The organism is Myroides sp. LJL119 (assembly GCF_054871605.1).
Map to the genome: position 1 here is coordinate 92651 of NZ_JBTXLO010000010.1, position 24443 is coordinate 117093.

Sequence of the window (24443 nt, forward strand, 5' to 3'; positions counted from 1 at the left end):
ATTAATACCAACGATTTTCGTTAAACTGAGTCTTTTTCCAATAATACATTAAAATAGCACCAGTTATAGCCCCTCCGATATGAGCAAAATGGGCAATACCACTTCCGCCTCCAAATAAACTAAATCCACCTGTTATTCCACCATATAAATCGATTAATAAAATACCAGGCACAAAATACATCGCCTTAATTGGAATAGGGATAAACATCATCATTAGCTCGGCACGTGGGAACATAAATGCAAAAGCCACCAATAGACCATAAATAGCCCCTGAGGCACCTACAACAGGAACATTATAAGCAAGAACTGCCGTGGATAATTGTTCTGGGGTTATATAATTAAGCCATTCTTTAGGATACGAATAGGACCCATTAGATGCAGTTATATACTCGAGAAATTCTGCTTTACTTCCCACAACGGACTCCACTTGGCTGTAAACCGAATTTATTGAATAGAAATTTACTCCTTGGTGTAATAATGCAGCTCCTAGTCCACATGCTATATAGAAAAATAAAAATTTTTTCGATCCCCATATCATCTCCAAAGTAGTCCCAAAAGAAAAAAGGGCAAACATATTAAAAAAGATATGCATCACTCCACCATGCATAAACATATGGGTTAATGGCTGCCAAATAAAAAACTCTGGGCTTTGGTAAAAGTACATGGCAAATAGGCCCTGTAGAGCATGTACAAAAAATCCTGCCCCAAACAAGATTACGTTTAAAATTATTAAATGTTTTACAGTTTCGGTAATTCTCATTATAACATAAATTTTTTCTCTATATCCTCCACTTTCATAGTAATAAAAGTAGGTTTCATAAATGGTGATACATTAGGTTCTTGACAAGCAAATAAAGAATTAACAATATTTTCTTGTTCTTCCTGACTCAAATTAATTCCTGATTTAACAGCTAAACTACGAGATAAGGATTTTGCTATACGCTGACTTAAATCAAATTTTTTATCAGGAAAATCATTTAAAAAATCTAAAAGTAAATCTTCCAATACTACACTAGCTTCACTCTCAGACACCGACACTGGTAAACCTGATATTACCACATGCTCTTGTCCAAATTCTTCGAATCCAAATCCAGCTTGTTGTAATAACTCCGTTAATTCTTTTAACACTCCTATTTCAAAGGGTGTATAGTGTAAAGTTAAGGGAAAAAGTAATTGTTGAGAAGCACTTTGATGGGTATTTATACTTTCTTGAAACTTTTCAAATAAAATTCGTTGATGGGCGCGTGCTTGATCAATAACAACAAGTCCTGACTTTATAGGACTAACAATATATTTTCTGTTAATTTGGAAGCTACGTGACCCTGCAACATTGGTATCGGTTTGATCAAATAATGTAGGATCTTGTTCTGCGGACTCAATCTCTAGGGATGAAAAATTTGCCGTGGTTATATCGGTTTGCAAATCGGAATAATTCCCCTGCCAAGTTGATTCAAAAGCTTGATTATTTGCTAAATCCGTATTTACTTTACTAGCAAAACCAGTATCTGAAGAAGAAGACAGGTTAACTTTAGATTCGAAAGCCATTGAATTTGAATCATTTCCTTTGGAAGAAATGTATCCCTGGTTTGAAGTATATCGGGATTTATATGCCTCAAAATTTTGATTACTCTTAGACTCTAAGGTAACACTCTTTTGATGTTCATCAAATGGCGAACTCAGGTCTAAATCCATTGACGAGACATCAATTTCTTGCATTTTGGAGGCGATTAAGCCCTGTGAAGATTCCGATTCACTCTCAAAAGGATTATACTCAAATTTATCGCTATCCACTACCTGCCCTCTTACAAAGGGATTAAAATTCCTATCAACCTCGATTGTGGGTGTTGCAGCTTGAGTTCCTTGATAATCATAAGGAGTATCTAAAGACGAGTCCCTATGAAAATCTAACACTGGCGCTACATTGAATTGCCCCATACTATGCTTTATAGTGGATCTTAAAATGCTGTACAGAGCCTGTTCATCGTCAAATTTCACTTCTGTTTTAGTCGGATGAATATTTATATCAATACTATCACTGGGAACTTGTAAGTAAATAAAGTATGTTGGATTGGTGTTATCTTTCAATAACCCTTCATAAGCAGCCAATACAGCATGATGCAAATAACCACTGCGAATAAATCGATCGTTAACAAAAAAGAATTGTTCTCCCCGTGTTTTCTTAGCGTACTCTGGTTTACCTACAAATCCTGAAATTTCAACAATCTCTGTACTCTCTTTAATCGGTACGAGTTTCTCGTTTGTTCGAGCTCCGAATACCGCCACAATACGTTGCCTTAAATTACTAATAGGCAAATTAAAGACTTCGTTATCGTTGTGAATTAAAGTAAACTGAATATCACAATGTACTAATGCTATACGCTCAAACTCGTCAATAATAGCTCTGAACTCTACATTAACACTTTTCAGGAAATTACGTCTAGCAGGAATATTAAAAAATAGGTTTTTTACCGAAAAAGAGGTCCCAACTGGAGTAACCACTGGCTCCTGTGAAATTAACTTTGTCCCTTCAATTACAATATGAGTTCCTAGTTCTTGGGCAGAAGTACGAGTCTTTAATTCTACATGGGCAATAGCAGCAATAGAGGCCAAAGCCTCCCCTCTAAAGCCTTTTGTCTGCAAGGCAAATAAATCCTCTGCTTTTGCAATCTTCGAAGTAGCATGACGTTCAAAACACATCAATGCATCTTGTTCCTGCATCCCTTTGCCGTTATCAATTACCTGAATTAAGGTTTTACCAGCTTCTTTTAATATTAATTTAATCTCTGTCGCTCCCGCATCTACGGAGTTCTCCACAAGCTCCTTTACAACAGATGCAGGTCTTTGAACAACCTCACCTGCTGCTATTTGATTTGCTACGTGATCTGGCAGTAATCGAATAATATCTGACATCTATTTTTTCCTATACGTGTTTGCTTAATATCTGTAAGCTAAACCTTAATAAAAGGCTTAGGCTACAAATTTACTTAAATAATAATCCTTAAACTATTATAGAATTTGTAAAATATCTAAAAATAAAAAAACCTGCAAACACAAGTTTGCAGGTAGATTTACTTTTGTTATAAAGAATTTTAATATTTTGTATTTAACTCTATCATTTTTAAAGCAGCAATAGCAGCCTCAGTTCCTTTATTTCCTAAAGCACCACCACTTCTATCTATCGACTGTTGCATTGTGTTGTCTGTTAAAACACAGAAAATAACGGGAATATCAGCCATTAAGTTCAAATCCTTAATTCCATGAGTTACTCCGGTACATACAAAATCAAAATGCATGGTCTCTCCTTTAATAACACAACCAACTACAATTACAGCATCTAACTCTAAGTCCGTTTCTATCATTTTACGGGCCCCGTAAATTAACTCAAAACTACCTGGAACATCCCATCGAATAATATTCTCAGAGAGTACTCCACAGTCTAATAAAGCATCCTTAGCTCCCTGAAACAATCCATTTGTAACATTATCGTTCCACTGTGAAACTACTATTCCTACTTTGAAATCCTTCCCGTTGGGCAGAGTATCTTTATTGTATTCTGAAAGGTTTTTATTTGCTGTTGCCATTATTTATTCTGCTAATCCAATCATTCCATCGATTGATCCTGCCTCGATAGACCCTTGGAAATTATTTTTTATTTCATTGAACATTTTCAAAGCCTCTTGTCTTTTACCAAGTTCTAAGGCAATGATTCCTCCTTTGTATAAAAAACGTGGAGAAGTTAATTCATTCTTACCGTGTCTAATAGCTTTATTATAGTATTCTAACGCCTCTTGTTTTTGTCCAAGCTCAGAAAAAGCATCCCCGATAGCACCTAATGCCAAAGCTCCTACGATTGCGTCATCGCTTTTAAATTTTTCTAAATGCTCAATAGCTTTAGAGAACTCACCTTGATTTAAATAAGCAGTTCCAGCATAGTAATGAGCCAGATTAGCAGAGTTTGTACCACTATAATCTCTTATTATCCCTAAGAAACCTAGTTTTCCCTCTCCACCTTCTAAAGCTAATTTAAACAAATTATCTTTCTCTGTTGTACTTTGAATTGCATTGTTATAATAAGTTTGCGCTTGAAACATTTCATTTGCAGCGTCATTATTTTTAGGCTCTACAATGAACTTACCATATCCTGCATAACCCAAAGTAATTAAAGCCACAGCACCAACGATTCCAAAGATAGCTTTGGAGTTGCGTGTTACCCAGCTTTCCATCTTATTTGCACCCTGATCTAAAGAGTTAAATACTTCAGCTGTTTTACTATTTGATGCATCGACATTTGCGAATTGATCAAATTCTCCATCTCCTTTTTCTTCAGTAGGTTTCGGGGCTTTATAACCTCTTTTATTATAAGTTGCCATGTTTTCAAAAGTTTAATGAAAGGCAAAAATAGGATTTTTATTGTAATATAAAAGTGCTTTCTATCTATATTTTTGATAATTTGCACCGAATTTAAACAAAGCCTTGCTGTAAGCTGGTTATTTATTGATTATCACGTGTATTTAAAAAAGCTAAACATACTGAATTACAAAAATATAAGCGATAAATCTTTTGAATTTAATCAAAAGATTAACTGCTTTGTGGGCTTCAATGGTGTTGGAAAAACTAACATCCTAGATGCTATCTATTATATGGCCTACGGAAAAAGTTACTTTAACCCTGTTGCTGTTCAAAATATCCAACACAACTGTGATTTTTTTGTAATAGATGGTAGTTTTGAAAATCAACAGGACCAAGAACACATTGTTTGTAGTTTAAAAAGAGGGCAAAAAAAAATAATTAAAAGAAACGGTAAAAACTACGAAAGATTATCGGATCATTTCGGATTAATTCCCTTAGTAATAATCTCGCCCTCCGACGCTGATTTGATTATGGAAGGCAGTGAGACTAGACGCAAATTTTTAGATAGTGTGATCTCGCAAATGGACTCTAGCTACCTACAAGAATTGATACAGTATCAAAAACTTATTACTCAAAGAAATGCTCTTTTAAAAAGCTTTGCGCAAAACAACTACTTTGATCCAACAACACTAGAGGTATACAATGAGCAGATTCAGCAAATAAGTATTCCTATCTATCAAAAAAGAAATTCTTTTTTGTTAGAATTTATACCTATTTTCAAACATTACCATTTTTTAATTACCGGGGAACAAGATAAAGTTGAGCTATGTTATGAGTCGCAATTACATCAAAAAGATATGCAAACCTTATTTAAGGAAAATCTTGCAAAAGACAGAGCTTTACAATATACAAGTGTTGGTGTGCATAAAGATGATTTATCTTTTGAACTTCATGGCCATTCAATTAAAAAATTCGGCTCTCAAGGCCAGCAAAAGTCTTATCTAATAGCATTAAAACTAGCTCAGTTTGAATTTATAAAAAAACAAAAAGGAATTGCTCCTATTTTACTATTCGATGATATTTTTGATAAATTAGATGAAAATCGAGTTCGTAAAATTTTAGAGTTAGTAAACCTAGAAACATTCGGACAAATGTTTATTAGTGATACCCACGCTAAACGAACCGAAGACTTACTCAATAGTATTCATCAAGATTATGAAATCTTTAAAATAAATCAATAACTCTTACTCTTAGCATATTTAATACTGTAATACTGCATGAAAATACACAAAAACGTATCCCTTAAAGACCTTAACACGTTCCATCTCCCAGCCCAAGCTACTCAATACACAAAAGTTAATACAGATCAAGAACTTATTGAAGCTTTGGAATATGGTAGTTCTAAAGAAATCTTTATTCTTGGCTCTGGCAGTAATATGTTACTTACCAAAGACTTAGACAAGCTAGTTATACATTTACAAACCAAAGGTATAAATATTATACAAGACACCTTGGATTACTGTCTTGTTGAAGTACAAGCAGGAGAAATTTGGCACGAGTTTGTTTTATGGGCTATTTCTAAAAATTTAGGAGGTATTGAAAACTTATCACTAATCCCTGGGAATGTAGGTAGCTCACCTATACAAAATATTGGGGCCTACGGTGTAGAGGTTAAAGATGTTATTACTTGGGTAAACGCTATTAATCGTGAAACCTTTGAACTTGAAAAATTCACAAATCAACAATGTAATTTTTCCTACAGAGAAAGCATCTTTAAAACAACGCATAAAAATAAATATGTAATAACAAGTGTGGTATTTAAATTAACCAAGCACAATCACAACTTAAAGACTAATTATGGTGTTATTCAACAAGAATTAGAGCTCGCTAGAATTCAAACACCTAGCATAAAAAACATTAGTGATATTGTTATAAAAATAAGACAGAGTAAACTTCCTGATCCTAGCAAATTACCAAATAGCGGAAGCTTTTTTAAAAATCCAATCATTAGCTATGCTTTGTTTGAGAAAATTCAACAAACCTATCCTGATATCCCAAGTTATCCCATAGATAATCATTGGGTTAAAATACCTGCTGGATGGTTAATTGAAAAAATAGGCTTTAAAGGATTTCGTATGGGGGATGCTGGAGTACATAGCAAGCAAGCACTTGTATTAGTAAATTATGGTAATGCTTCAGGCCAAGAGATTCTCGAACTAGCGCAACTAATTCAAAATAAAATTTTGGAAGTTTTTCAAATTACTATCACCCCAGAGGTGAATATATTTTAACTACTGGGTTTTCTGATACCAAATTTACACCTAAAATATGCTAACGATTCTATTTTACTTATTTACAGCCTGTATCTGCCTAGATCTACTTAAATACTTAGTTATATACACTCCTGTTACTTTTAAATCTGACAACACCCCTAAAAGAGATCCACATGACCTTCCCCCAGTGTCTGTTATTGTATATATAAAAAACCAACAAGATCAATTATTAGAACATCTAACTAGTTTACTTTCTCAAAATTATCCAGTCTATCAAATTGTTTTGGTAAATAACGCCTCATGTGATGATAGCTTAGACATATTGGAGCAATTCGTAGCTGTAAATCCAAAAGTGAAATTAGTAAATGTGGTAAATAATGAGAATTTCTGGAACAATAAAAAGTATGCCTTAACACTTGGAATCAAAGTTGCTTTATACGACCACTTTATTTTCAGCCAGCCTCAAGGACAAATACAAAACGAATATTGGTTGGTTTCCCTTGCTAGTTATTTTACCAAGAAAAAAGAAGTTGTTATTGGGTTTACTGCTATTAATAGCGTAAAGAACTCTTTTATCAATAAGCTAATAAGATATCAAAATGTGGTAAAAACAATTAATTTGTTTTCTTGGACCTACTTTGGCAAACCCCTGCATGGAAACGCATTAAATCAAGGCTATACAAAAGACTTGTTTTACAACAATAATGGTTTTATAAAACAAATGAAAACTCCCTATGGAGATCAGTATGCTTATATTAATCAAATAGCAACAGCAAAAAATACAGCTATTGCAACAAGTAAATCAAGTTTTACCTTGCAAGAGGTTCCAAATAAAACCAAATTTTGGCTAAATAACTTTAAGGTACACAATCTACTTTTTAAAACCGCTAGCTTTTCCCAAAGGTTAAAACAAGGAGTTTTCGCACCGCTACCAGTTGCAATATACATTAGCTTTGTAATTTTACTTCTTACTGAGTTTCAATGGAAAGTTGTCCTGGGATTATTACTAATTCGCATGGTAGTTCAATATTTCTATTATTTTAAATTACTTAAAAAATTCAATAATAAAGATTTACTTTGGACACTACCTTTGTTAGAAATAATTCATACTTTTATACAAACCTATTACAGTATAGCGCAATTTCTTACACGAAAAAAACTTGAAAAAACCTATAGTTAATTATATTGAGTTAGCTAAAAGAGCCGATCAATCTGCATTTACCTTTTTACTCGACCATTATTGGAGTGAGGTATATTATTATATCCTAAAACGAATAAGTAACGAAACAGATGCCGAGGATATAACAATTGAAACCTTCTCAAAAGCATTTAGCAATATATCTTCATACAATGAAAAATATGCATTTAACACCTGGTTAATAACCATAGCAAAAAATGTACTAATAGATCTTTTAAGAAAAAGGGATAAAGATACAATGATCTTAGTTGATCATCAAAATCAACAAGGATATAACCAAATTCCCGACGAATCAGCCAATATAGAGGATACCCTTATAAAAGAGCAAAACTTACAAATATTTAAAAATTACATCAAGCTTCTAAAACCACACTACCAAGAAGTTATTGAGTTACGTTTTTTTCAAGAATTAACCTATAATGAAATAGCACAAGAATTAGGAGAACCTTTAAATAATGTGAAAGTAAAAATAATGAGAGCCAGAAAGCTCCTACAAGAAATTATTTTAAAACAAATCGATACTAATTTTACAATTTAAAATTCATTTTAGAATTCAACCATATCAATGAGTTTAGCGTTTTAAAAATGTCATACCTAAATTCACCCCTTGAGACAATTCATATAAAGTAGTTGTTTCAAGCATGTCACGTAAGAGTCCTCTTATATTTTTAAACTTATCATGTACCGGACAAGGTTTTAAGGCATTACATTCTTTTAGACCTAAGGCACACCCAGTAAATATAGCATCACCATCCATGATACTAACAACTTGCGCTAACTTGACCTGCTTCATTTTCTCCTGCCTAATTTCGTAGCCACCTCCAACTCCTTTTACAGAGTCGATTATCCCATGTTTTGAAAAGTTCTGAAGAATTTTCCCAGTAAAGGCAGCCGGAGCATCGATTTGCTCGGCAATATTCTTGAGCCCTACTCTTTTCCCATCAAGGGAGTTCTCTGATATAAAAATCAAAGCACGAATCGCATACTCACATCCTTTAGAAAACATAATTATCTATATTGGTTTAAGCTCAAAGATACAATTAATTTATTAGGCATAAAATAACTAAAAAAGCCAGATTAAATTCTTTTAAATATTAATCTGGCTTTTTTTATCTGAAAATAATATCTGTTATAACCTGCTGCGCTAATTCCTCATTTAATAGTGCTATAATCTTGGATTTCCCATAACTTAATTCCTCACGTACTATGGGTGAAGACAACCTTACATATAGAATCTGATTTTTCAACATCAAGTCCAATGTATAACTTCCTACTCCAGGTCCTAATATAGAATACCATACTTCTTTAATCCTTATATTATTAATCCCAGATTCCAAAGGGTTCTCTTTTATGATTATTTGCAAAATATCTTTTACACTAAAGTTATCACGTAAAGGTTTATTAGGGTTAAACTTTTTCAAAATCTTGTTATTTTAAAGTAAAAGGCACTGGTCGTTTATAAATATAAATAATATCATTCTGATTTTTAACAACCAATTCTTTTTCATTTAATTTCACTAACTCTTCTTTCCAAGAAGAAAATTCTGTACTATAATTAATCCAATTTACTTTATCTTGAAAACTAATATGGAATTGCTCTGGCACATCATTGGTAAGGTATTCACCATTAAACTGAGGCATAACCTTATATCGCAGACCATTACCGGAAGAATCTATTTGAAAAAAATCAATAGAAGCATTTATAGAAAAATCACGCGTTGTGCCATCAGGAAGCTTAGCTTTTGATATTTCCCAATATCCCGCTATATCTTGCAATTCATCTTTAGAAAGCTCACCCGTACAGCCACTAAGAGAAATCACTAATAAACTAGTTAGTAAAATTTGTAGATATTTCATTATAGCTATTTTTTAAAAAATGAATCGACAAATTCATATTTATTAAAAACTTGAAGATCTTCAATGCCCTCGCCTACACCAATATATTTTACTGGTATTTGAAACTGATCCGAGATACCTATTACTACACCTCCCTTTGCCGTACCATCCAATTTGGTAACAGCCAAAGAACTAACCTCTGTAGCAGCTGTAAACTGCTTGGCTTGTTCAAAAGCATTTTGTCCGGTAGATCCATCTAAGACTAACATAACATCATGTGGTGCATCAGCAACAACTTTTTGCATAACTCTTTTAACTTTTGTCAATTCATTCATTAAATTAACTTTATTGTGCAAACGTCCTGCCGTATCAATAATTACAACATCAGCCTTTTGAGTAACGGCTGACTCCAAAGTATCAAAAGCCACTGAAGCAGGATCACTACCCATTTGCTGCTTAACAATAGGAACTCCAACCCTATCTGCCCAAACTTGTAATTGATCAATAGCTGCTGCTCTAAAGGTATCTGCTGCTCCTAAAACAACATTTAAACCGGCCTTCTTAAACTGATAGGCTAACTTACCAATAGTAGTTGTTTTCCCCGCACCATTAACTCCTACTACCATTATCACATAGGGTTTCTTATCCTTTGGAATTTCAAATTCAGTAGCCTCACCAGATTTTGTCTCCGAGAGAAGACCAGCAATTTCTTCTCTTAAAATTTTATTTAACTCCTCTGTACCAACATACTTATCAACAGCTACTCTTTTCTCTATTCTCTCGATAATTTTCAAAGTGGTATTAACCCCTACATCCGAGCTAACAAGTACCTCCTCTAAGTTATCTAAAACATCGTCATCCACTTTACTCTTACCAGCTACAGCTTTAGTAAGCTTGGAAAAAAAAGTTTCATTAGACTTCTCTAGTCCTTTATCAAGAGTTTCCTTCTTCTCCGAAGAAAATAATTTCTTAAAAAAATTCATAATTACCTCAATTAACAAATACAAATATAGAAATATTAGCCGATATAATTTTATTTATATCTACAACATCTTAAACATGCTATAAAATAAAAAAAGCTGCCTAAAAAGACAGCTTTTTCAAGATTTTTATAATGGTAAAATTACTTCTTTGCGAAGAATTCATCTACGAAATCAGGAGCCATAACAGCCTCTACGAATACGTAAGCACCTGTCTTTGGAGATTTCACCATTTTAATTGCTTTAGTCAACTTCTTAGAATTTGTTCTTAAAGTTGCTATAGATTTCTTTGCCATGACTACTAATTATTTAATTTCTTTGTGAATTGTTACTTTCTTCATGATAGGATTAAATTTTTTAATCTCTAATCTATCTGGAGTGTTCTTCTTATTCTTAGTCGTGATGTATCTTGAAGTTCCTGGTAAACCAGACGCTTTATGTTCAGTACATTCTAAGATTACCTGTATTCTGTTACCTTTCTTTGCCATCGTATTCTATTTTTTATGGTCCCGATTACTTAACTAATCCTTTTACTTTTGCATCTTTCAATACAGCAGTAATACCTTTTTTATTAATTGTTTTTAATGCAGACGTTGATAATTTCAATGTTACCCATCTGTCTTCTTCAGCAATGTAGAAACGTTTTTTAACTAAGTTTACAGAAAACTTTCTCTTAGTTTTATTCATCGCGTGAGAAACGTTGTTTCCAACCATTGCTCTTTTACCAGTAATTTCACAAACTCTTGACATTATTTCTTATCTTTTATTTCAATATTCAAAATCAGGGTGCAAAGTAACGGAAAAGAAAATTATTATACAAAATATTTTCCGTTATTTTTTTATTATTTCTTTATATATCAATTCCAAACCTTTAGAAACAGCATTATTAACAACCATTTCTCTAGAACCTACAAACTGATATTTTTTTGCAAAAACTTTTTCAGGAGTTGCTATACCGATAAATACAGTTCCCAGATCTTTATCCAAGTCACCTTTAGTTGGTCCAGCATTACCTGTTGTAGCAATCACAAAATCGCTCTTTACTAGTTTCTGAGTGTTTCTAGCCATTTCTATGACTACTTGCTCACTAACTACACCGTAGGTATTAATAACTTGCGCATCCACACCTAAAACATCTATTTTAACTTGCGTTGAATAGGCTACTACCCCAGCCTTAAAATAGATAGATGATCCAGGTTGCGAATTAAACAAAACTGATAATCTACCACCTGTACAACTTTCTGCAAAAGAAATAGTTTTATTTCTATTTTGCAACTCTTTACTAATTATTTCTGATATATCTATATCTTGATAACTAACGATACTACTAACTACCTGTAAAGGAATATTTTGAATAACATCGGAAAGTTTTTCTTCTAATGATTCTTTATCACTGCCTACACTAGAAAGACGCAGTTTAACCATCCCAGGACTTGGTAAATAAGCTAAATGGACACCTTTGGGCAAGTTCTTTTCCCATTGCTCAAGCATTTTAGCAAGCGAACTCTCAGGGATTCCATAAGTTACCATAGTTTTATGAACCATATGTTGGCTATTATAAATCCTTTTCAAATAGGGAAAAACTTCCTGTTGACAAATAACTTTCATTTCCAAGGGAACCCCAGGTAAACTAATAAATGCAGTATTATCTTTTTTCATTAAAGTCCCAGGCGCTGTACCCACTGTGTTGAAAAAGATTTTTGCTTTTGAAGGCACAAGAGCTTGTCTGGCATTTACATCTGACAAAGGCGTTTTAATAACTTTATTTAAAAGTTGTTTTACATGCTTTAAAACTGTTGCGTTCTCAACTAGATAATCATCAAAAAAGTCACAAAACACTTTCCGTGTAACATCGTCGTTTGTTGGTCCTAATCCTCCGGTTAGAATAACGATATCTACACGTGAAATATACCTTTGCATAGCTCCTGTAATTCCTTGTTTTGTATCGGGCACCGTAATAATTTCTGTCACTTGAAATCCCAATGCATCTAATTCTTTAGCTAAAAAAAAAGAATTAGTATCCAAGGTCTGCCCAATGAGAATTTCATCTCCAATAATTACTATACTAGCTTTCATTTATTTTAGACTAAAATCCTTACTTATTTCTTTAGTTGCATTTTTAAGATGGTATTTAAAAGACCTAAAGTTTTCCTTCACCTCTTTTATTTTCCCTTTATCTTTTGTCCATGCTTCAATTAAAACACACTCTTCAATAGCTTGATCAATACCTAAGAATTCTAAAGTAGGTTTTAATATTTCAAGTTGTTCGCGAACTTTATTATAATCTTTTTCACGAATACCTTGGGCTATAAATTCCAAACTACTTTTTGATTCTGCTAGAAAAAAAATCAAGCGTTGTTTTACTTTAACTTTATCATCGTTATAAACTTGACAAAGAGGACCTAGGTCATAATAAAGAGCCATATTTCTATTTTACCATTACACGAAATAATTCCTGGTTGTTTAACTCTCCCTTTAAAACATTTCCATTTTCAACACGACCAACTCCTGCCGGTGTACCTGTAAAAATTAAATCTCCTGTTTTTAAAGTAAAGTACTTAGAAACCTCGCTAATTAATTCATCTATTTTCCAAATCATTTCTTTCGTGTTACCTTTTTGAACTACCTGACCGTCCTTGGTCAATGAAAAACTTAAGTTTTCCAAATCTTGAAAAGATGATTTATCAACAAACTCTCCAACTACCGCTGAGCCATCAAATCCCTTTGCTTTTTCCCAAGGTAATCCCTTTTGTTTTAACTCACTTTGTAAATCCCTTGCTGTGAAATCTATCCCCACGGTAATTTGCTCATAATATTTATTAGCAAATTTAGGTTCAATAAACTTTCCAACTTTACATACCTTAACAACAAGTTCTAACTCGTAATGAATATCGCTTGAGAAAGCAGGTATAACAAAAGGTAATTCTTTTCCTAATAAAGCGGTATCTGGCTTAATAAAAACCACAGGTTCACTTGGCCTTTGATTATTCAATTCCTCTATGTGTTGTACATAGTTTCTACCGATACAAATAATTTTCATTGTAAGAGGTTTTATTTTTTTTTAAAATTTATTATTGAGTTTACGCAGTTTAATTGCTGTCAAAACTTTTTTTGTATACAACGGAAAATCGGCATTTTGAATCCACCCATAATATCCAGGTTCATTCTCTAAAACCTGTTCAACTAAAACCCCTTTATGTTTACCAAAAGCAAAGACTTCTTGTCCTTGGTCATTTAAAGCTATAAAACCAGCAAAGTCAACACTTTTCTTACGCGTTGTAAAATCAGAAAGTGACTTGATATCGTTCTCTAAATCTGAATAACGATCTAGTTGAGCTTTAAGAATTTCATAGGTTGCATTAGTATCCGCCTGAGCCGAATGCGCGTTTTCTAAAGTCTTCTCACAATAAAAACGATATGCTGCACTTAATGTACGTTCTTCTTTTTTATGAAATATAGTCTGTACATCAACCGACACACGATTACCCATATCAAAATCTATTCCTGCCCTTAAGAGTTCTTCCACTAGTAATGGGATGTCAAATCTATCGGAATTAAACCCCGCAAGGTCAGAGTCCTTTATCATATTATAAACACTAGGGGCCAATTCTTTAAACGTAGGCTCATTTGCAACCCTTTCATCTGTAATACCATGAATATTAGATGAATGCTCTGGAATTGGAATTCCAGGATTAACAAGCCAAGTTTTACTTTCTTTATTTCCGTTTGGATAAACTTTAAGTATTGCAATTTCTACAATCTTATCCTTAGCAACATCCACACCTGTTGTTTCTAAATCAAAAAAACAGATGGGTCTATGTAATTTCAACTCCATTTTGCAAATTGTTTAATTACAAATATAACAAATGTTGTTCACTACCAGATAAGTTTAGAGCTAATGTTTTATTATAAAAAACCTTCGCCCCCTACCTGGTATCCCAATTTATAATCATAAAAGCTTTTTTTACTTAAGAAAAACAACAAGTAATCCTTTTTATTATGGCTGCCCCATTGAACTTTAACACTCCTTAAAATTGTATAGCTACAGATTTTATTCTAACTTGGTAATCACCAATTTGGCTGAATATGCAAATATTACAAAGAGTTATACTTCTAGTTATCCTGAATTTGGCATTACAAGCATGTCAATCCACTGAGCCTATGACCCAGTCTAAAGTCACAGAAAACAATGTGATTTATGCTACAAACACAATTTGGTTTAAATCCTATTACTTTGTAATTCAGGGACAAAAAGGTTTATTAATCTATCAACAAAGCTCTAAATTAAATGCAGATAACCCTGCTGTAACCATCACCCTTAAAAAAACTACAGCCCCTGGCCAATACATGCAATTTCAAGATAGTGAGGGTAAAATAACTGTTAAAGTTATCCAGCCCAATAAAGCATATCTTCAATTAAATAAAGTCAGATATAACTTACACCCCATTGATTTTAACTCACAGAAATTAAACAAAGACATTAAGAAAATTATAACTCAAGGTAAAAAGTAATTATTCTAAAACACATCACCTTGAAAATCTTTTATCTGATTTACAAACCATTGAGGTAACTCTATACTAGTTTTGTTTTGTAAATCTATCATAACCTGGGTCGAAAATCCATGAGCGTGTATAATATTTTGATCGTTACTATCTTTACTAATAATAACATATTGAATTTTGAAGCTCTTTCCTCCAAAATGACTTACTCGTACCCCCACCTGTGGGGCCATTGCATTAATTCTAATCTCCTTTAAATACTCGCAATGAATATTTGCAATAACAAACATATGCTTTTGCCAATCCCAATCCTTGCAGGATACAGGCATAAAGCCACCTCTTGCGTTTTGAAAGTAGTCAATATACAGTACATTGTTTACATGTCCCAAGGCATCTAGATCATTCCAACGAATTTCTATAGGATAAAAATATTTAAATTCAGATATATCTAAAGTAATCATACTAAAAGCGTTTTTTGATTTTAATTAAACAGTAAGATACACAAAAATATGTTGTTTAATACATACCTTATTATGGATTTAACACATAAAAAAAACCTCCCATTTATATGGAGAGGTTTTTCAAATGCCACTTTTATATTGTTAATACTACATTTCGTAATTCTCGATACTGTGATGATCGAAAAAATCTACAACCTCATCACAACAAGCCTCAGAATAAGCCTCTTGGCCAGCATCAAATAAAACGAAATTTAATCTCTTGAAAAGTAAATCTAATAATTGCTTTTGTCCAGACTCATCTAAAGCTAAATTCATTTTCACAAGATGCTCCTTATTAGGTGTAGATTTTTTCTTATCCACACAAACTAAGGTTATCTCAAAATTATGGATACCTGATAAGGATACTCCAACTACCTTAAACTTTTCTTGGTCCACATTAAAGTATTCACCAATACTACTAATGTAATTACCTTTTTTAGCTGCAATACTATCTGAGATGTCTGCCGCTACACTTCCAACGAAGTCATTGTACTGTACTTTTGCTTTCATAAACAACAAATTTTATTTTTTCTCTCACTACTAAGATAGTAAAACATTCATAATCATCTACATACAGAACTATTTTTCCCACTATAACAAAAAATCGCATATCTTTCCGTTTTTTATTACGCTTTAAAGCTATAAAACAGAATTTTTAAATCTTTTTATCTTAATTCAATAAATTAAATTCAATTATTTCACAACATCAGGACATTAAAAACCTTAAATTAATCATATAATTACAATTTTCACATTAAAGACATTTTTATTAAAAAAAACTCATTTTAAAACATAAATAAATATTAATTAATTAAAAATCACACAACATGAATATATATAAATCAATTAAGTCGTTTTTCTTTAACATTTAGTATCTATTTTAGACACTTTCAACAATAAAACCTCTTATTTTTCTTAATTTCACTAACACTTTATACATATTTCTACTAAAGCAAGTTCAGTTTATCACTTATTTTCATCTAATTATACTTATACATAACAAAAATGCTAGTTTTTGTCATTTTTAAAAAAAATAAATCAAGTCAAACCCTTACGTATTAGGATAATAAAATAATAAATATTTTTGTTCTATGACATCCATTCACATAAAAAAACGCTAAACATTACCTGCAAAACAAATACTTTACTATATATTTTTTGTAATTTCATTTTTTTAAATTTCTTCTTATGTCTAGAGTAAAAATAAGCATGCCTAATGATTTTTTATTTTCAACTACAATGAAAGTTCGTATTACCGACTTAAATTATGGAAATCATCTAGGTAATGACAAATTAGTAGGTTTAATACATCAAGCTAGAGTAGCTTTCCTACAATCCTATAATTACACAGAAATGGACTGTTGTGGAGTTGGACTAATCATGGCAGATTTAGCAGTGGAATATAAAAAAGAAGCTTTTTTTGACGATGATTTAACTATCCATATTATTGGAGGTGACTTCACAAGAGTTGGTTTTAACTTATTTTACCTGGTAAAACGAGACCTAGATATTATAGCAAAGGTAAAAACTGGAATGGTTTGTTATGATTACGGAAAAAAAACAGTAACAAAAACTCCGGAGTGCTTACACAAACAGTTTACCTTAAATTATTAAAGTAACTCTAAAAACCAAAAACCTGATTTTTGAATATTACCTTGTGAATCTCGAATTTCATAACTCTTATAAACCGATTCACCTATTTTAAAATCTACTCTATATTTAAACATCGGTCCATCAAAAGCAAAACTATGATATTCTCCATTTTCACCACAGGGATCAACATTAGGTGGTAAATCTTCTAAGAACTTACGGTCAATTATCCGGCCTAGAAAGCTTTTATCCAAATACCTATCATTAACACACACAACAATTGTTTTTAATCCACTATCAATCATTTGCAACAACAATTCTCTAGTATTTCTGTGCCAAAGTACAAATAATCCTTTGCTTGCTTGTCTTTGAAGCAGGGAAACTCTGTAATGTTTTAAATCCTCTAGTAAAATATCACCATAGGCATTATAATCAATTGCTTGAGACTTAAAGCATTTGAGTTTCTCAAGGATTCCTTGTTCATAAGAATCCATACTGGAATCCGAGCAAAAAAACATAACTTCTAACTCCAAGCCTGTAGCTTTAGCTTGTCTTTTTAAAACCTGATAAGAAACACCATGCATCGAAACTCTATTGGTTTGACTGTTTAAAGTTGTAAAGAGCTTGACAACTTGGTAAACTTCACTTTTATTTAATTCATAAAGTGTGTATGCGGCATCTTTTCCACTGCTCCAGTGTAATACTACCTTTTTTATAGGACTCGTCATAAAGCATTTTTTTTAAAAGTAATTTATATTTTTTAATCCATTTATTCTAAAAAACAGAAATTTGCGAAAATAATTAGTAGTTAAAGCATAATTATAGAAATCTCTGATTACTTAACTTATATGAATTTGAAAGATGAGAAAATAAAAAGTCGTCTGAACTTTACGATCATCCTATAATCACATCACTAAACAGTTTCTATACTAGAATTGATTATTTGTATTTTTCTTTTCTTGTAACATTTGTAAAGTACTTAAAAACAAACATTAAAATAATTAATAATAAAAAAAAGTTCTAGCCAAATTACTAGAGTCATTTTTAATTTTTAAATCTTAGCACGTCCTAGTCTAACGATACAACAAAAGTAATGGTTATGACAAATCCAGATGTAAAGGGTACTCGGAATGATTATACGCGAACTTTCAAACTTACAGTTGTTCAGAAAATTGAACAGAGTCAACTAAGTATTTCACAAGCATCACTTAAATATGGTTATCCAAGGTAACCAAACAATTAAAAATTGGTTGAAAAAATTTGGTAAAATTAATTGGGACAATCAAATACGTAAACCTATGGAAATGGCACCGGAACAAAAGTTAATTGTTCAAGAGGTAAAAATTAGCCAATTGTAGAAACAAATTAAACAGCTTGAGAGTTAAAAGTTCTTTGCTTAACAAAAAGCTATTTTCTTTGATATGGTGATTGATATTACTGAGAAAGATTTAAAAATCGATATTCGAAAAAATCAAGAAACCGCACAATCCTTGAGTATACAAGACAAGAAAAACAAACCATAATATTGGCTTGTAGTTTCGGCGGGATAAATAGACAAGTCTATTACAGAGAAAATACTAAAAAATTCACTCGCACAATGCATAGCAACTAAGCTAATTGAACTTGTAAAGGAAGTAAGAAGCGTAATGCCACGTATTGGGACAAGAAAGCAAAAGTTTAAAACCTATAAAAAAATGGTAGTAAACTAAAGTGTCCACTACCATTTTTATGTTTTTATAATATCAATCCTGTATCGTTATTTCAGAAGTTGACAGTTTTATTTTTAAACTTCACGATTTACATCCCATGCTTCAAGAATTTGAGCTACTCTTTGTACAAACTCTCCACCTAAAGCACCATCAACTACTCTATGATCATAACTATGAGATAAAAACATTTTTTGACGTATACCAATAAAGTCACCATCAGGAGTCTCTATAACAGCCGGTACCTTTCTAATAGCACCTAAAGCTAATATACCAACTTGTGGTTGATTTAAAATAGGAGTTCCAAAAACACTACCGAATGTACCAACATTAGTAACAGTATAAGTACCGCCTTGAGTATCGTCTGGTTTTAATTTCCCTGTTCTAGCTCTATTGGCTAAATCATTAACTGCCTTGGCCATGCCAACTAAGTTTAATTGATCAGCATTTCTAATAACAGGAACAATTAAATTACCATTGGGTAAAGCCGCCGCCATACCTAAATTAATATTTTTACGCTTAATAATATAATCTCCTTCTACTGAAATATTCATCATTGGAAATTCTTTTAAAGCCTTAGCAACAGCCTCCATAAAGATAGGTGTAAATGTCAATTTTTCACCCTCTCTTTTTTCAAAAGCTGATTTATGCTTATTTCTCCAATTAACAATATTGGTAACATCCACTTCAATAAAAGATTGAACATGAGCAGAGGTCTGAATCGATTGAACCATATGATGAGCTATTAACTTGCGCATACGATCCATTTCTATTATCTCATCTTGTCCATTAACAGATACAGGTACAGTTTTACTTCCTGCGTCCTTTTTCGGAGCATCATTTACAGTCTTTGCTTGACTAACAACTTGCTTATTTTCATCTTTAGTTGCTCTTTGTTTGACATACTGTAGAATATCAGTTTTTGTAACTCTACCATCTTTGCCTGTTCCAACAATCTGCTCTAATTCTTGTAAAGAAATCCCCTCTTGCTTTGCGATATTTTTCACCAATGGCGAAAAAAACTTGTCACTTTCCGTAAAATCTAAAGATTTTACAACTTCTTTGGCTGTATTAACATCATTTTGAATTTGATCTACTACAGCTTCATCAATCGACTCTGCTTTAACCGGAGTATCGCCTTGATCAGATTCTGTTTCTATAATTGCAATAGTTTGTCCTACTTGAACAACATCATCAACTTGAAATAAAACCTCAACAATAGTACCTGCTACATCTGTAGGAACTTCACTATCCACTTTATCTGTTGCTATCTCTAGAACAGTTTCATCTGCCTCAACACGGTCTCCTACATTCTTCAACCAGTTTGTAATTGTTGCCTCAGCAACACTCTCACCCATCTTGGGTAATTTTAATTCGAACTTTGCCATATTTGTAACCTAAGGTTGTGATTTGTAAATATAATTACAAATTTAATAATAATTCGGACATATATTCAACTATTTAAAAATTATCAATCTATTAAAATCTAAACTTGACTTTCCTATTAAATTGCATTATAACCCAAAAAAAAATTAGATTCTACTAATTTTACTTTATATTATCTTGTAATATTCGCAGTATAATAAACCATAGGTAACGCATTAAAACCAACAAATACTAACAAGCCTGGAAGCAAAAAATCAATATTAATTTGATTACACTAAAAAATAGATGTGCAAAATAAGTAACTAGGAAGGTAAAAAAAGAAAAAAAGCTCTGTAAGACCTACATAAAAAAGACAACACTTTTTCATATATCCATACTTTTAAGCCACTAATTCTAGTATACCGCCAGTACTTACTAAACAAGACAACAAAACCTATTTAAAATTAAATTCTTCGCTTATAACAATACAAAATCCTCAAACTAAATACAAAAACATATCCCCTAAACGCACTTTTCAAAAAGTTTGAATCACTGAAAAATCACATCTTTTACACAAGTAAACAAACATGTATAATTCTGTAAAATAAACACCACCTTGATAACATCCCAAGATAAATATGCTGTATAAACACCTCTTGTACTACATATAAGGTTACTAAAACGCTAAAACAAACACCCTGCCTATAAATCTCTAGAAACAAAAAGAGCCCGGTATTCTACCGGGCTCAATACTTTTCGATAAGTAAAAACAAATATAATTTCAATACATTTACTTTTATTGTTATGTTTTAACCTATTTTATTACGTTTACGATCTGTCTCTTTTAGATAAATTTTACGTAATCTAAGACTCTTTGGAGTAACCTCACAATATTCATCTTTTTGAATATATTCCAGAGCTTCTTCTAAAGAGAACTTAATTGCTGGTACAATACGAGCTTTATCATCCGAACCAGAGGCACGAACGTTAGTTAATTTCTTAGTTTTTGTAACGTTCACTGTCATATCATCACTCCTTGAATTCTCTCCGATTACTTGTCCCTCGTATATATCCTCATTAGGGTCAACAAAGAAGCGTCCACGATCTTGAAGTTTATCAATTGAATATGGAATTGCTTTACCATTTTCCATAGAAATTAAAGAACCATTTTGTCGTCCATGAATTTCACCTTTATATGGTTGGTAATCTAAGAAACGGTGAGACATAATAGCTTCACCTGCAGTTGCAGTTAAAATCTGATTACGTAACCCTATAATTCCTCTTGAAGGAATTAAAAACTTAATAATCATACGCTCACCTCTAGGTTCCATACTTGTCATCTCCCCTTTTCTTAGGGTAACATATTCTACAGCTCTTCCAGAAAGATTCTCAGGAATATCAATAGTTAACTCCTCGATAGGTTCGCATTTAACACCATCTATTTCTTTAATAATTACTTGAGGTTGCCCGATTTGTAATTCATACCCTTCACGGCGCATTGTCTCAATTAGAACAGATAAATGAAGTACTCCACGACCATATACCATGAATTTATCAGCACTATCGGTTTCCTTAACGCGTAATGCTAAGTTTTTCTCAAGTTCTTTATTTAAACGTTCTTTAATATGGCGAGAAGTAACGTACTTACCTTCCTTACCAAAGAAAGGAGAATCATTAATGGTGAATAGCATGCTCATAGTTGGTTCATCAATAGTGATTGTAGGTAAAGCCTCCGGATTCTCAAAGTCAGCAATAACATCACCAATCTCAAAACCTTCAACACCAACAACAGCACAAATATCACCGGCATGTACCTCGGAAACTTTTTTACGTGCTAGACCATCAAAAGTATGTACCTCCTTTATTTTGCTTTTTACAATACTACCATCTCTTTTTATTAAAGAAATATTCATTCCTTCTTTTAAAACACCTCGGTGTAGGCGTCCAATTGCTATACGTCCAGTGAAAGTAGAATAGTCCAAAGATGTAATTAACATCTGAGGAGTTCCTTCATTCACCTTAGCAGCTGGAATATGTTCTAGAACCATATCCAATAAAGGCTCAAATGAATCTGTTGGCTTTTGCCAATCTGTACTCATCCAGTTGTTTTTAGCAGACCCATATACAGCCGGAAAATCCATTTGCCATTCTTCAGCTCCTAAATCGAACATTAAATCGAATACTTTCTCATGAACCTCTTCTGGTGTACAGTTTTCTTTATCTACTTTATTTACAACAACGCAAGGTTTCAATCCTAAGCTAATAGCTTTCTCTAATACAAAACGAGTTTGAGGCATTGGACCTTCAAAAGCATCTACAATCAAAAGAACACCATCCGCCATATTTAAAACACGTTCTACTTCTCCTCCGAAGTCCGCGTGACCAGGAGTATCGATAATGTTGATTTTAGTTCCTTTATAATTTACCGAAACGTTCTTAGAGGTAATTGTAATACCTCTTTCTCTCTCGATATCCTCATTATCCAAAATCAATTCTCCCGAAGTCTCGTTTTCGCGAAATAATTGACAGTGATGTAAAATTTTGTCAACCATAGTTGTTTTACCGTGGTCAACGTGTGCAATAATAGCAATATTCCTAATTGTTGTCATATAAGGATTGTTTATACAAAATTTTTTTATACTACTGGTTGTGTCATTTCTTAAAAAAAAAGACTCTATTTTTCTTGCCCATTTTCACACACAACTTTCGTTGTGCAAATGTAACACAATTAATCAAATTATTAAATTTAATTACAAAAAATATGAGTTAACTAAAATTTTTAATAAGAGTAAATAAAAAACGTTCAAATTTATTTATTCTAACTAATCCTTTAAAAAATATTATTTGTAACACTATAACATACTTATTTAAAAATATGCATTGTATTGATCAAAAACATTACCACATACAAAACTATTTCAGTGTTAAGTACATAATAGCTCAAAACCAAATCATCCCTACAATAAAAAGACAGTTGTCTTACAAAGAATAAAATATTACTAAAACCAGATCATAATGAAAAAAAAAAGCCACCTAAATCAATAGGTGGCTTTTCTAATAACTTAAAGCTTATTTTAAGAACTATAATCCAGCAACGTGTTTTGTTAACTTTGATTTTAAGTTAGCAGCTTTGTTACCATGAATGATATTCTTTTTTGCTAACTTATCGATCATAGAAACTACAACAGTTAATTTCTCAGCAGCTTCCGCTTTATCTTCAATCAAACGTAAAGCTTTAATAGCATTACGAGTTGTTTTATGCTGATATCTGTTTAATACTCTCTTTTTTTCGTTACTTCTAATTCTTTTTAAAGCTGACTTATGATTTGCCATTTCGTTTAAATATTTTATTAAGTCTATACTATTTTTCTCTTGTAGTCCGTAGGGGAATCGAACCCCTGTTACCAGGATGAAAACCTGGCGTCCTAACCCCTAGACGAACGGACCTGCTTGTTTGTAAAAAAGGTTTTTGCACCTTAGTAGTCCGTAGGGGAATCGAACCCCTGTTACCAGGATGAAAACCTGGCGTCCTAACCCCTAGACGAACGGACCTGCTTTATTTATAAAAAAGGATTGTAAATCCCTGTAGTCCGTAGGGGAATCGAACCCCTGTTACCAGGATGAAAACCTGGCGTCCTAACCCCTAGACGAACGGACCTGTTTTATTTATAAAAAAGGATTGTAAATCCCTGTAGTCCGTAGGGGAATCGAACCCCTGTTACCAGGATGAAAACCTGGCGTCCTAACCCCTAGACGAACGGACCTGTTTTATTTATAAAAAAAGGATTGTAAATCCTTGTAGTCCGTAGGGGAATCGAACCCCTGTTACCAGGATGAAAACCTGGCGTCCTAACCCCTAGACGAACGGACCTGTTTTATTTATAAAAAAGGATTGTAAATCCTTGTAGTCCGTAGGGGAATCGAACCCCTGTTACCAGGATGAAAACCTGGCGTCCTAACCCCTAGACGAACGGACCTGCATTTTTATCAATATAAGGTTTTACCCTCGTAGTCCGTAGGGGAATCGAACCCCTGTTACCAGGATGAAAACCTGGCGTCCTAACCCCTAGACGAACGGACCTGCTTGTTTATCTAATGCGGATGCAAAACTACAATATTTTTTTATATCCGCAAGAGAAAAACAA

At 32.7% G+C, this 24443-nt stretch carries 27 protein-coding genes and 7 tRNA genes; 6 read left to right on the forward strand and 28 right to left on the reverse strand.

Going from position 1 to position 24443, the window contains the following annotated elements:
* Position 1: 1 nt before the first annotated feature.
* The 4 genes from ACYSNV_RS10890 to ACYSNV_RS10905 form a co-directional block, all read right to left on the reverse strand.
* The gene (locus ACYSNV_RS10890; protein ID WP_461762590.1) at positions 2-760 is read right to left on the reverse strand and encodes a rhomboid family intramembrane serine protease; all 759 of its coding nucleotides are present in this window, start codon (positions 758-760) and stop codon (positions 2-4) included.
* The gene (gene mutL / locus ACYSNV_RS10895; protein WP_461762591.1) at positions 760-2910 is read right to left on the reverse strand and encodes a DNA mismatch repair endonuclease MutL; all 2151 of its coding nucleotides are present in this window, start codon (positions 2908-2910) and stop codon (positions 760-762) included. Before mutL ends, ACYSNV_RS10890 begins: the two co-directional genes overlap by 1 nt.
* Before the next feature lie 179 nt (positions 2911-3089).
* Positions 3090-3581: a 6,7-dimethyl-8-ribityllumazine synthase gene (gene ribH, locus ACYSNV_RS10900; protein WP_461762592.1), complete on the reverse strand. Its 492-nt coding sequence runs from the start codon at positions 3579-3581 to the stop codon at positions 3090-3092.
* A gap of 3 nt (positions 3582-3584) precedes the next feature.
* Positions 3585-4370, reverse strand: a complete 786-nt coding sequence (locus ACYSNV_RS10905; RefSeq protein WP_461762593.1) for a tetratricopeptide repeat protein — start codon at positions 4368-4370, stop codon at positions 3585-3587.
* 135 nt (positions 4371-4505) lie between these two features.
* Here ACYSNV_RS10905 and recF point away from each other — a divergent pair, with 135 nt between their 5' ends.
* The 4 genes from recF to ACYSNV_RS10925 are packed head-to-tail and all read left to right on the forward strand — an operon-like array spanning position 4506 to position 8359.
* Entirely contained in the window at positions 4506-5591 is a 1086-nt protein-coding gene (gene recF / locus ACYSNV_RS10910) for a DNA replication/repair protein RecF (RefSeq protein WP_461762623.1), read from the forward strand.
* A 36-nt stretch (positions 5592-5627) separates the two neighbouring features.
* On the forward strand, positions 5628-6641 hold the full coding sequence (gene murB / locus ACYSNV_RS10915; RefSeq protein ID WP_461762594.1) for a UDP-N-acetylmuramate dehydrogenase: 1014 nt from the start codon (positions 5628-5630) through the stop codon (positions 6639-6641).
* A gap of 37 nt (positions 6642-6678) precedes the next feature.
* A complete protein-coding gene (locus tag ACYSNV_RS10920) occupies positions 6679-7803 on the forward strand; it encodes a glycosyltransferase (protein ID WP_461762595.1) in 1125 nt (374 codons plus the stop codon).
* Positions 7784-8359 carry an RNA polymerase sigma factor gene (locus ACYSNV_RS10925; RefSeq protein WP_461762596.1) on the forward strand — a complete coding sequence of 192 codons (576 nt, stop codon included), beginning with the start codon at positions 7784-7786 and terminating at the stop codon, positions 8357-8359. Before ACYSNV_RS10920 ends, ACYSNV_RS10925 begins: the two co-directional genes overlap by 20 nt.
* A gap of 33 nt (positions 8360-8392) precedes the next feature.
* Here ACYSNV_RS10925 and ACYSNV_RS10930 read toward each other — a convergent pair whose 3' ends face one another.
* The 11 genes from ACYSNV_RS10930 to ACYSNV_RS10980 form a co-directional block, all read right to left on the reverse strand.
* Positions 8393-8827 (reverse strand): RrF2 family transcriptional regulator, encoded by a 435-nt coding sequence (locus ACYSNV_RS10930; protein WP_461762597.1) that lies wholly within the window; start codon positions 8825-8827, stop codon positions 8393-8395.
* A 103-nt stretch (positions 8828-8930) separates the two neighbouring features.
* On the reverse strand, positions 8931-9242 hold the full coding sequence (locus ACYSNV_RS10935; RefSeq protein ID WP_461762598.1) for a DciA family protein: 312 nt from the start codon (positions 9240-9242) through the stop codon (positions 8931-8933).
* A gap of 7 nt (positions 9243-9249) precedes the next feature.
* Complete coding sequence (locus ACYSNV_RS10940; protein ID WP_461762599.1) at positions 9250-9678, reverse strand: hypothetical protein; 429 nt, start codon at positions 9676-9678, stop codon at positions 9250-9252.
* A gap of 5 nt (positions 9679-9683) precedes the next feature.
* A complete protein-coding gene (gene ftsY / locus ACYSNV_RS10945; protein WP_461762600.1) occupies positions 9684-10640 on the reverse strand; it encodes a signal recognition particle-docking protein FtsY in 957 nt (318 codons plus the stop codon).
* Between the two features lie 140 nt (positions 10641-10780).
* On the reverse strand, positions 10781-10933 hold the full coding sequence (locus ACYSNV_RS10950) for a DUF4295 domain-containing protein (RefSeq protein ID WP_461762601.1): 153 nt from the start codon (positions 10931-10933) through the stop codon (positions 10781-10783).
* A gap of 9 nt (positions 10934-10942) precedes the next feature.
* Positions 10943-11125, reverse strand: a complete 183-nt coding sequence (gene rpmG / locus ACYSNV_RS10955; RefSeq protein ID WP_002990305.1) for a 50S ribosomal protein L33 — start codon at positions 11123-11125, stop codon at positions 10943-10945.
* Between the two features lie 25 nt (positions 11126-11150).
* Positions 11151-11387 carry a 50S ribosomal protein L28 gene (gene rpmB, locus ACYSNV_RS10960; RefSeq protein WP_010250743.1) on the reverse strand — a complete coding sequence of 79 codons (237 nt, stop codon included), beginning with the start codon at positions 11385-11387 and terminating at the stop codon, positions 11151-11153.
* Positions 11388-11468: 81 nt separating this feature from the next.
* On the reverse strand, positions 11469-12713 hold the full coding sequence (locus tag ACYSNV_RS10965; RefSeq protein ID WP_461762602.1) for a CinA family nicotinamide mononucleotide deamidase-related protein: 1245 nt from the start codon (positions 12711-12713) through the stop codon (positions 11469-11471).
* Positions 12714-13061, reverse strand: a complete 348-nt coding sequence (locus ACYSNV_RS10970; protein WP_461762603.1) for a histidine kinase — start codon at positions 13059-13061, stop codon at positions 12714-12716.
* A gap of 4 nt (positions 13062-13065) precedes the next feature.
* Positions 13066-13677 (reverse strand): fumarylacetoacetate hydrolase family protein, encoded by a 612-nt coding sequence (locus ACYSNV_RS10975; protein ID WP_461762604.1) that lies wholly within the window; start codon positions 13675-13677, stop codon positions 13066-13068.
* 21 nt (positions 13678-13698) lie between these two features.
* Complete coding sequence (locus ACYSNV_RS10980) at positions 13699-14472, reverse strand: exonuclease domain-containing protein (RefSeq protein ID WP_461762605.1); 774 nt, start codon at positions 14470-14472, stop codon at positions 13699-13701.
* A gap of 251 nt (positions 14473-14723) precedes the next feature.
* Here ACYSNV_RS10980 and ACYSNV_RS10985 point away from each other — a divergent pair, with 251 nt between their 5' ends.
* Positions 14724-15149, forward strand: a complete 426-nt coding sequence (locus ACYSNV_RS10985) for a hypothetical protein (protein ID WP_461762606.1) — start codon at positions 14724-14726, stop codon at positions 15147-15149.
* A 5-nt stretch (positions 15150-15154) separates the two neighbouring features.
* Here the strand turns inward: ACYSNV_RS10985 and ACYSNV_RS10990 are convergent, their stop codons facing one another.
* Positions 15155-15598, reverse strand: a complete 444-nt coding sequence (locus tag ACYSNV_RS10990; protein WP_461762607.1) for an acyl-CoA thioesterase — start codon at positions 15596-15598, stop codon at positions 15155-15157.
* A 147-nt stretch (positions 15599-15745) separates the two neighbouring features.
* Positions 15746-16147: a hypothetical protein gene (locus ACYSNV_RS10995; protein WP_461762608.1), complete on the reverse strand. Its 402-nt coding sequence runs from the start codon at positions 16145-16147 to the stop codon at positions 15746-15748.
* Between the two features lie 678 nt (positions 16148-16825).
* Here ACYSNV_RS10995 and ACYSNV_RS11000 point away from each other — a divergent pair.
* The gene (locus ACYSNV_RS11000) at positions 16826-17251 is read left to right on the forward strand and encodes an acyl-CoA thioesterase (RefSeq protein ID WP_461762609.1); all 426 of its coding nucleotides are present in this window, start codon (positions 16826-16828) and stop codon (positions 17249-17251) included.
* Here the strand turns inward: ACYSNV_RS11000 and ACYSNV_RS11005 are convergent.
* The 11 genes from ACYSNV_RS11005 to ACYSNV_RS11055 all read right to left on the reverse strand — a co-directional run bounded on the left by ACYSNV_RS11005 (position 17248) and on the right by ACYSNV_RS11055 (position 24379).
* Complete coding sequence (locus ACYSNV_RS11005; RefSeq protein ID WP_461762610.1) at positions 17248-17955, reverse strand: Dph6-related ATP pyrophosphatase; 708 nt, start codon at positions 17953-17955, stop codon at positions 17248-17250. The two genes, ACYSNV_RS11000 and ACYSNV_RS11005, sit on opposite strands and share 4 nt — an antisense overlap.
* Positions 17956-19010: 1055 nt before the next feature.
* Positions 19011-20321: a dihydrolipoamide acetyltransferase family protein gene (locus ACYSNV_RS11010; protein ID WP_461762611.1), complete on the reverse strand. Its 1311-nt coding sequence runs from the start codon at positions 20319-20321 to the stop codon at positions 19011-19013.
* Positions 20322-21107: 786 nt separating this feature from the next.
* The gene (typA, locus tag ACYSNV_RS11015; RefSeq protein WP_461762612.1) at positions 21108-22907 is read right to left on the reverse strand and encodes a translational GTPase TypA; all 1800 of its coding nucleotides are present in this window, start codon (positions 22905-22907) and stop codon (positions 21108-21110) included.
* A 472-nt stretch (positions 22908-23379) separates the two neighbouring features.
* Positions 23380-23631, reverse strand: coding sequence for a 30S ribosomal protein S20 (gene rpsT, locus ACYSNV_RS11020; protein WP_461762613.1), 252 nt, complete (start codon positions 23629-23631; stop codon positions 23380-23382).
* Positions 23632-23673: 42 nt separating this feature from the next.
* Positions 23674-23745 (reverse strand) — tRNA-Glu (locus ACYSNV_RS11025).
* A gap of 33 nt (positions 23746-23778) precedes the next feature.
* Positions 23779-23850, reverse strand: a tRNA-Glu gene (locus tag ACYSNV_RS11030).
* A gap of 34 nt (positions 23851-23884) precedes the next feature.
* Positions 23885-23956 (reverse strand) — tRNA-Glu (locus ACYSNV_RS11035).
* A 34-nt stretch (positions 23957-23990) separates the two neighbouring features.
* Positions 23991-24062 (reverse strand) — tRNA-Glu (locus tag ACYSNV_RS11040).
* A gap of 35 nt (positions 24063-24097) precedes the next feature.
* A tRNA-Glu gene (locus ACYSNV_RS11045) sits at positions 24098-24169 on the reverse strand.
* 34 nt (positions 24170-24203) lie between these two features.
* A tRNA-Glu gene (locus ACYSNV_RS11050) sits at positions 24204-24275 on the reverse strand.
* A 32-nt stretch (positions 24276-24307) separates the two neighbouring features.
* A tRNA-Glu gene (locus tag ACYSNV_RS11055) sits at positions 24308-24379 on the reverse strand.
* Positions 24380-24443: the final 64 nt, after the last annotated feature.

Coding starts and splice junctions, on each gene's coding strand:
- ACYSNV_RS10890 (WP_461762590.1), bottom strand. CDS start 760: ATGAGAATTACCGAAACTGTAAAACATTTAATAATTTTAAACGTAATC.
- mutL (WP_461762591.1), bottom strand. CDS start 2,910: ATGTCAGATATTATTCGATTACTGCCAGATCACGTAGCAAATCAAATA.
- ribH (WP_461762592.1), bottom strand. CDS start 3,581: ATGGCAACAGCAAATAAAAACCTTTCAGAATACAATAAAGATACTCTG.
- ACYSNV_RS10905 (WP_461762593.1), bottom strand. CDS start 4,370: ATGGCAACTTATAATAAAAGAGGTTATAAAGCCCCGAAACCTACTGAA.
- murB (WP_461762594.1), top strand. CDS start 5,628: ATGAAAATACACAAAAACGTATCCCTTAAAGACCTTAACACGTTCCAT.
- ACYSNV_RS10920 (WP_461762595.1), top strand. CDS start 6,679: ATGCTAACGATTCTATTTTACTTATTTACAGCCTGTATCTGCCTAGAT.
- ACYSNV_RS10930 (WP_461762597.1), bottom strand. CDS start 8,827: ATGTTTTCTAAAGGATGTGAGTATGCGATTCGTGCTTTGATTTTTATA.
- ACYSNV_RS10940 (WP_461762599.1), bottom strand. CDS start 9,678: ATGAAATATCTACAAATTTTACTAACTAGTTTATTAGTGATTTCTCTT.
- ftsY (WP_461762600.1), bottom strand. CDS start 10,640: ATGAATTTTTTTAAGAAATTATTTTCTTCGGAGAAGAAGGAAACTCTT.
- ACYSNV_RS10950 (WP_461762601.1), bottom strand. CDS start 10,933: ATGGCAAAGAAATCTATAGCAACTTTAAGAACAAATTCTAAGAAGTTG.
- rpmG (WP_002990305.1), bottom strand. CDS start 11,125: ATGGCAAAGAAAGGTAACAGAATACAGGTAATCTTAGAATGTACTGAA.
- rpmB (WP_010250743.1), bottom strand. CDS start 11,387: ATGTCAAGAGTTTGTGAAATTACTGGTAAAAGAGCAATGGTTGGAAAC.
- ACYSNV_RS10965 (WP_461762602.1), bottom strand. CDS start 12,713: ATGAAAGCTAGTATAGTAATTATTGGAGATGAAATTCTCATTGGGCAG.
- ACYSNV_RS10970 (WP_461762603.1), bottom strand. CDS start 13,061: ATGGCTCTTTATTATGACCTAGGTCCTCTTTGTCAAGTTTATAACGAT.
- ACYSNV_RS10975 (WP_461762604.1), bottom strand. CDS start 13,677: ATGAAAATTATTTGTATCGGTAGAAACTATGTACAACACATAGAGGAA.
- ACYSNV_RS10980 (WP_461762605.1), bottom strand. CDS start 14,472: ATGGAGTTGAAATTACATAGACCCATCTGTTTTTTTGATTTAGAAACA.
- ACYSNV_RS10985 (WP_461762606.1), top strand. CDS start 14,724: ATGCAAATATTACAAAGAGTTATACTTCTAGTTATCCTGAATTTGGCA.
- ACYSNV_RS10990 (WP_461762607.1), bottom strand. CDS start 15,598: ATGATTACTTTAGATATATCTGAATTTAAATATTTTTATCCTATAGAA.
- ACYSNV_RS10995 (WP_461762608.1), bottom strand. CDS start 16,147: ATGAAAGCAAAAGTACAGTACAATGACTTCGTTGGAAGTGTAGCGGCA.
- ACYSNV_RS11000 (WP_461762609.1), top strand. CDS start 16,826: ATGTCTAGAGTAAAAATAAGCATGCCTAATGATTTTTTATTTTCAACT.
- ACYSNV_RS11005 (WP_461762610.1), bottom strand. CDS start 17,955: ATGACGAGTCCTATAAAAAAGGTAGTATTACACTGGAGCAGTGGAAAA.
- ACYSNV_RS11010 (WP_461762611.1), bottom strand. CDS start 20,321: ATGGCAAAGTTCGAATTAAAATTACCCAAGATGGGTGAGAGTGTTGCT.
- typA (WP_461762612.1), bottom strand. CDS start 22,907: ATGACAACAATTAGGAATATTGCTATTATTGCACACGTTGACCACGGT.
- rpsT (WP_461762613.1), bottom strand. CDS start 23,631: ATGGCAAATCATAAGTCAGCTTTAAAAAGAATTAGAAGTAACGAAAAA.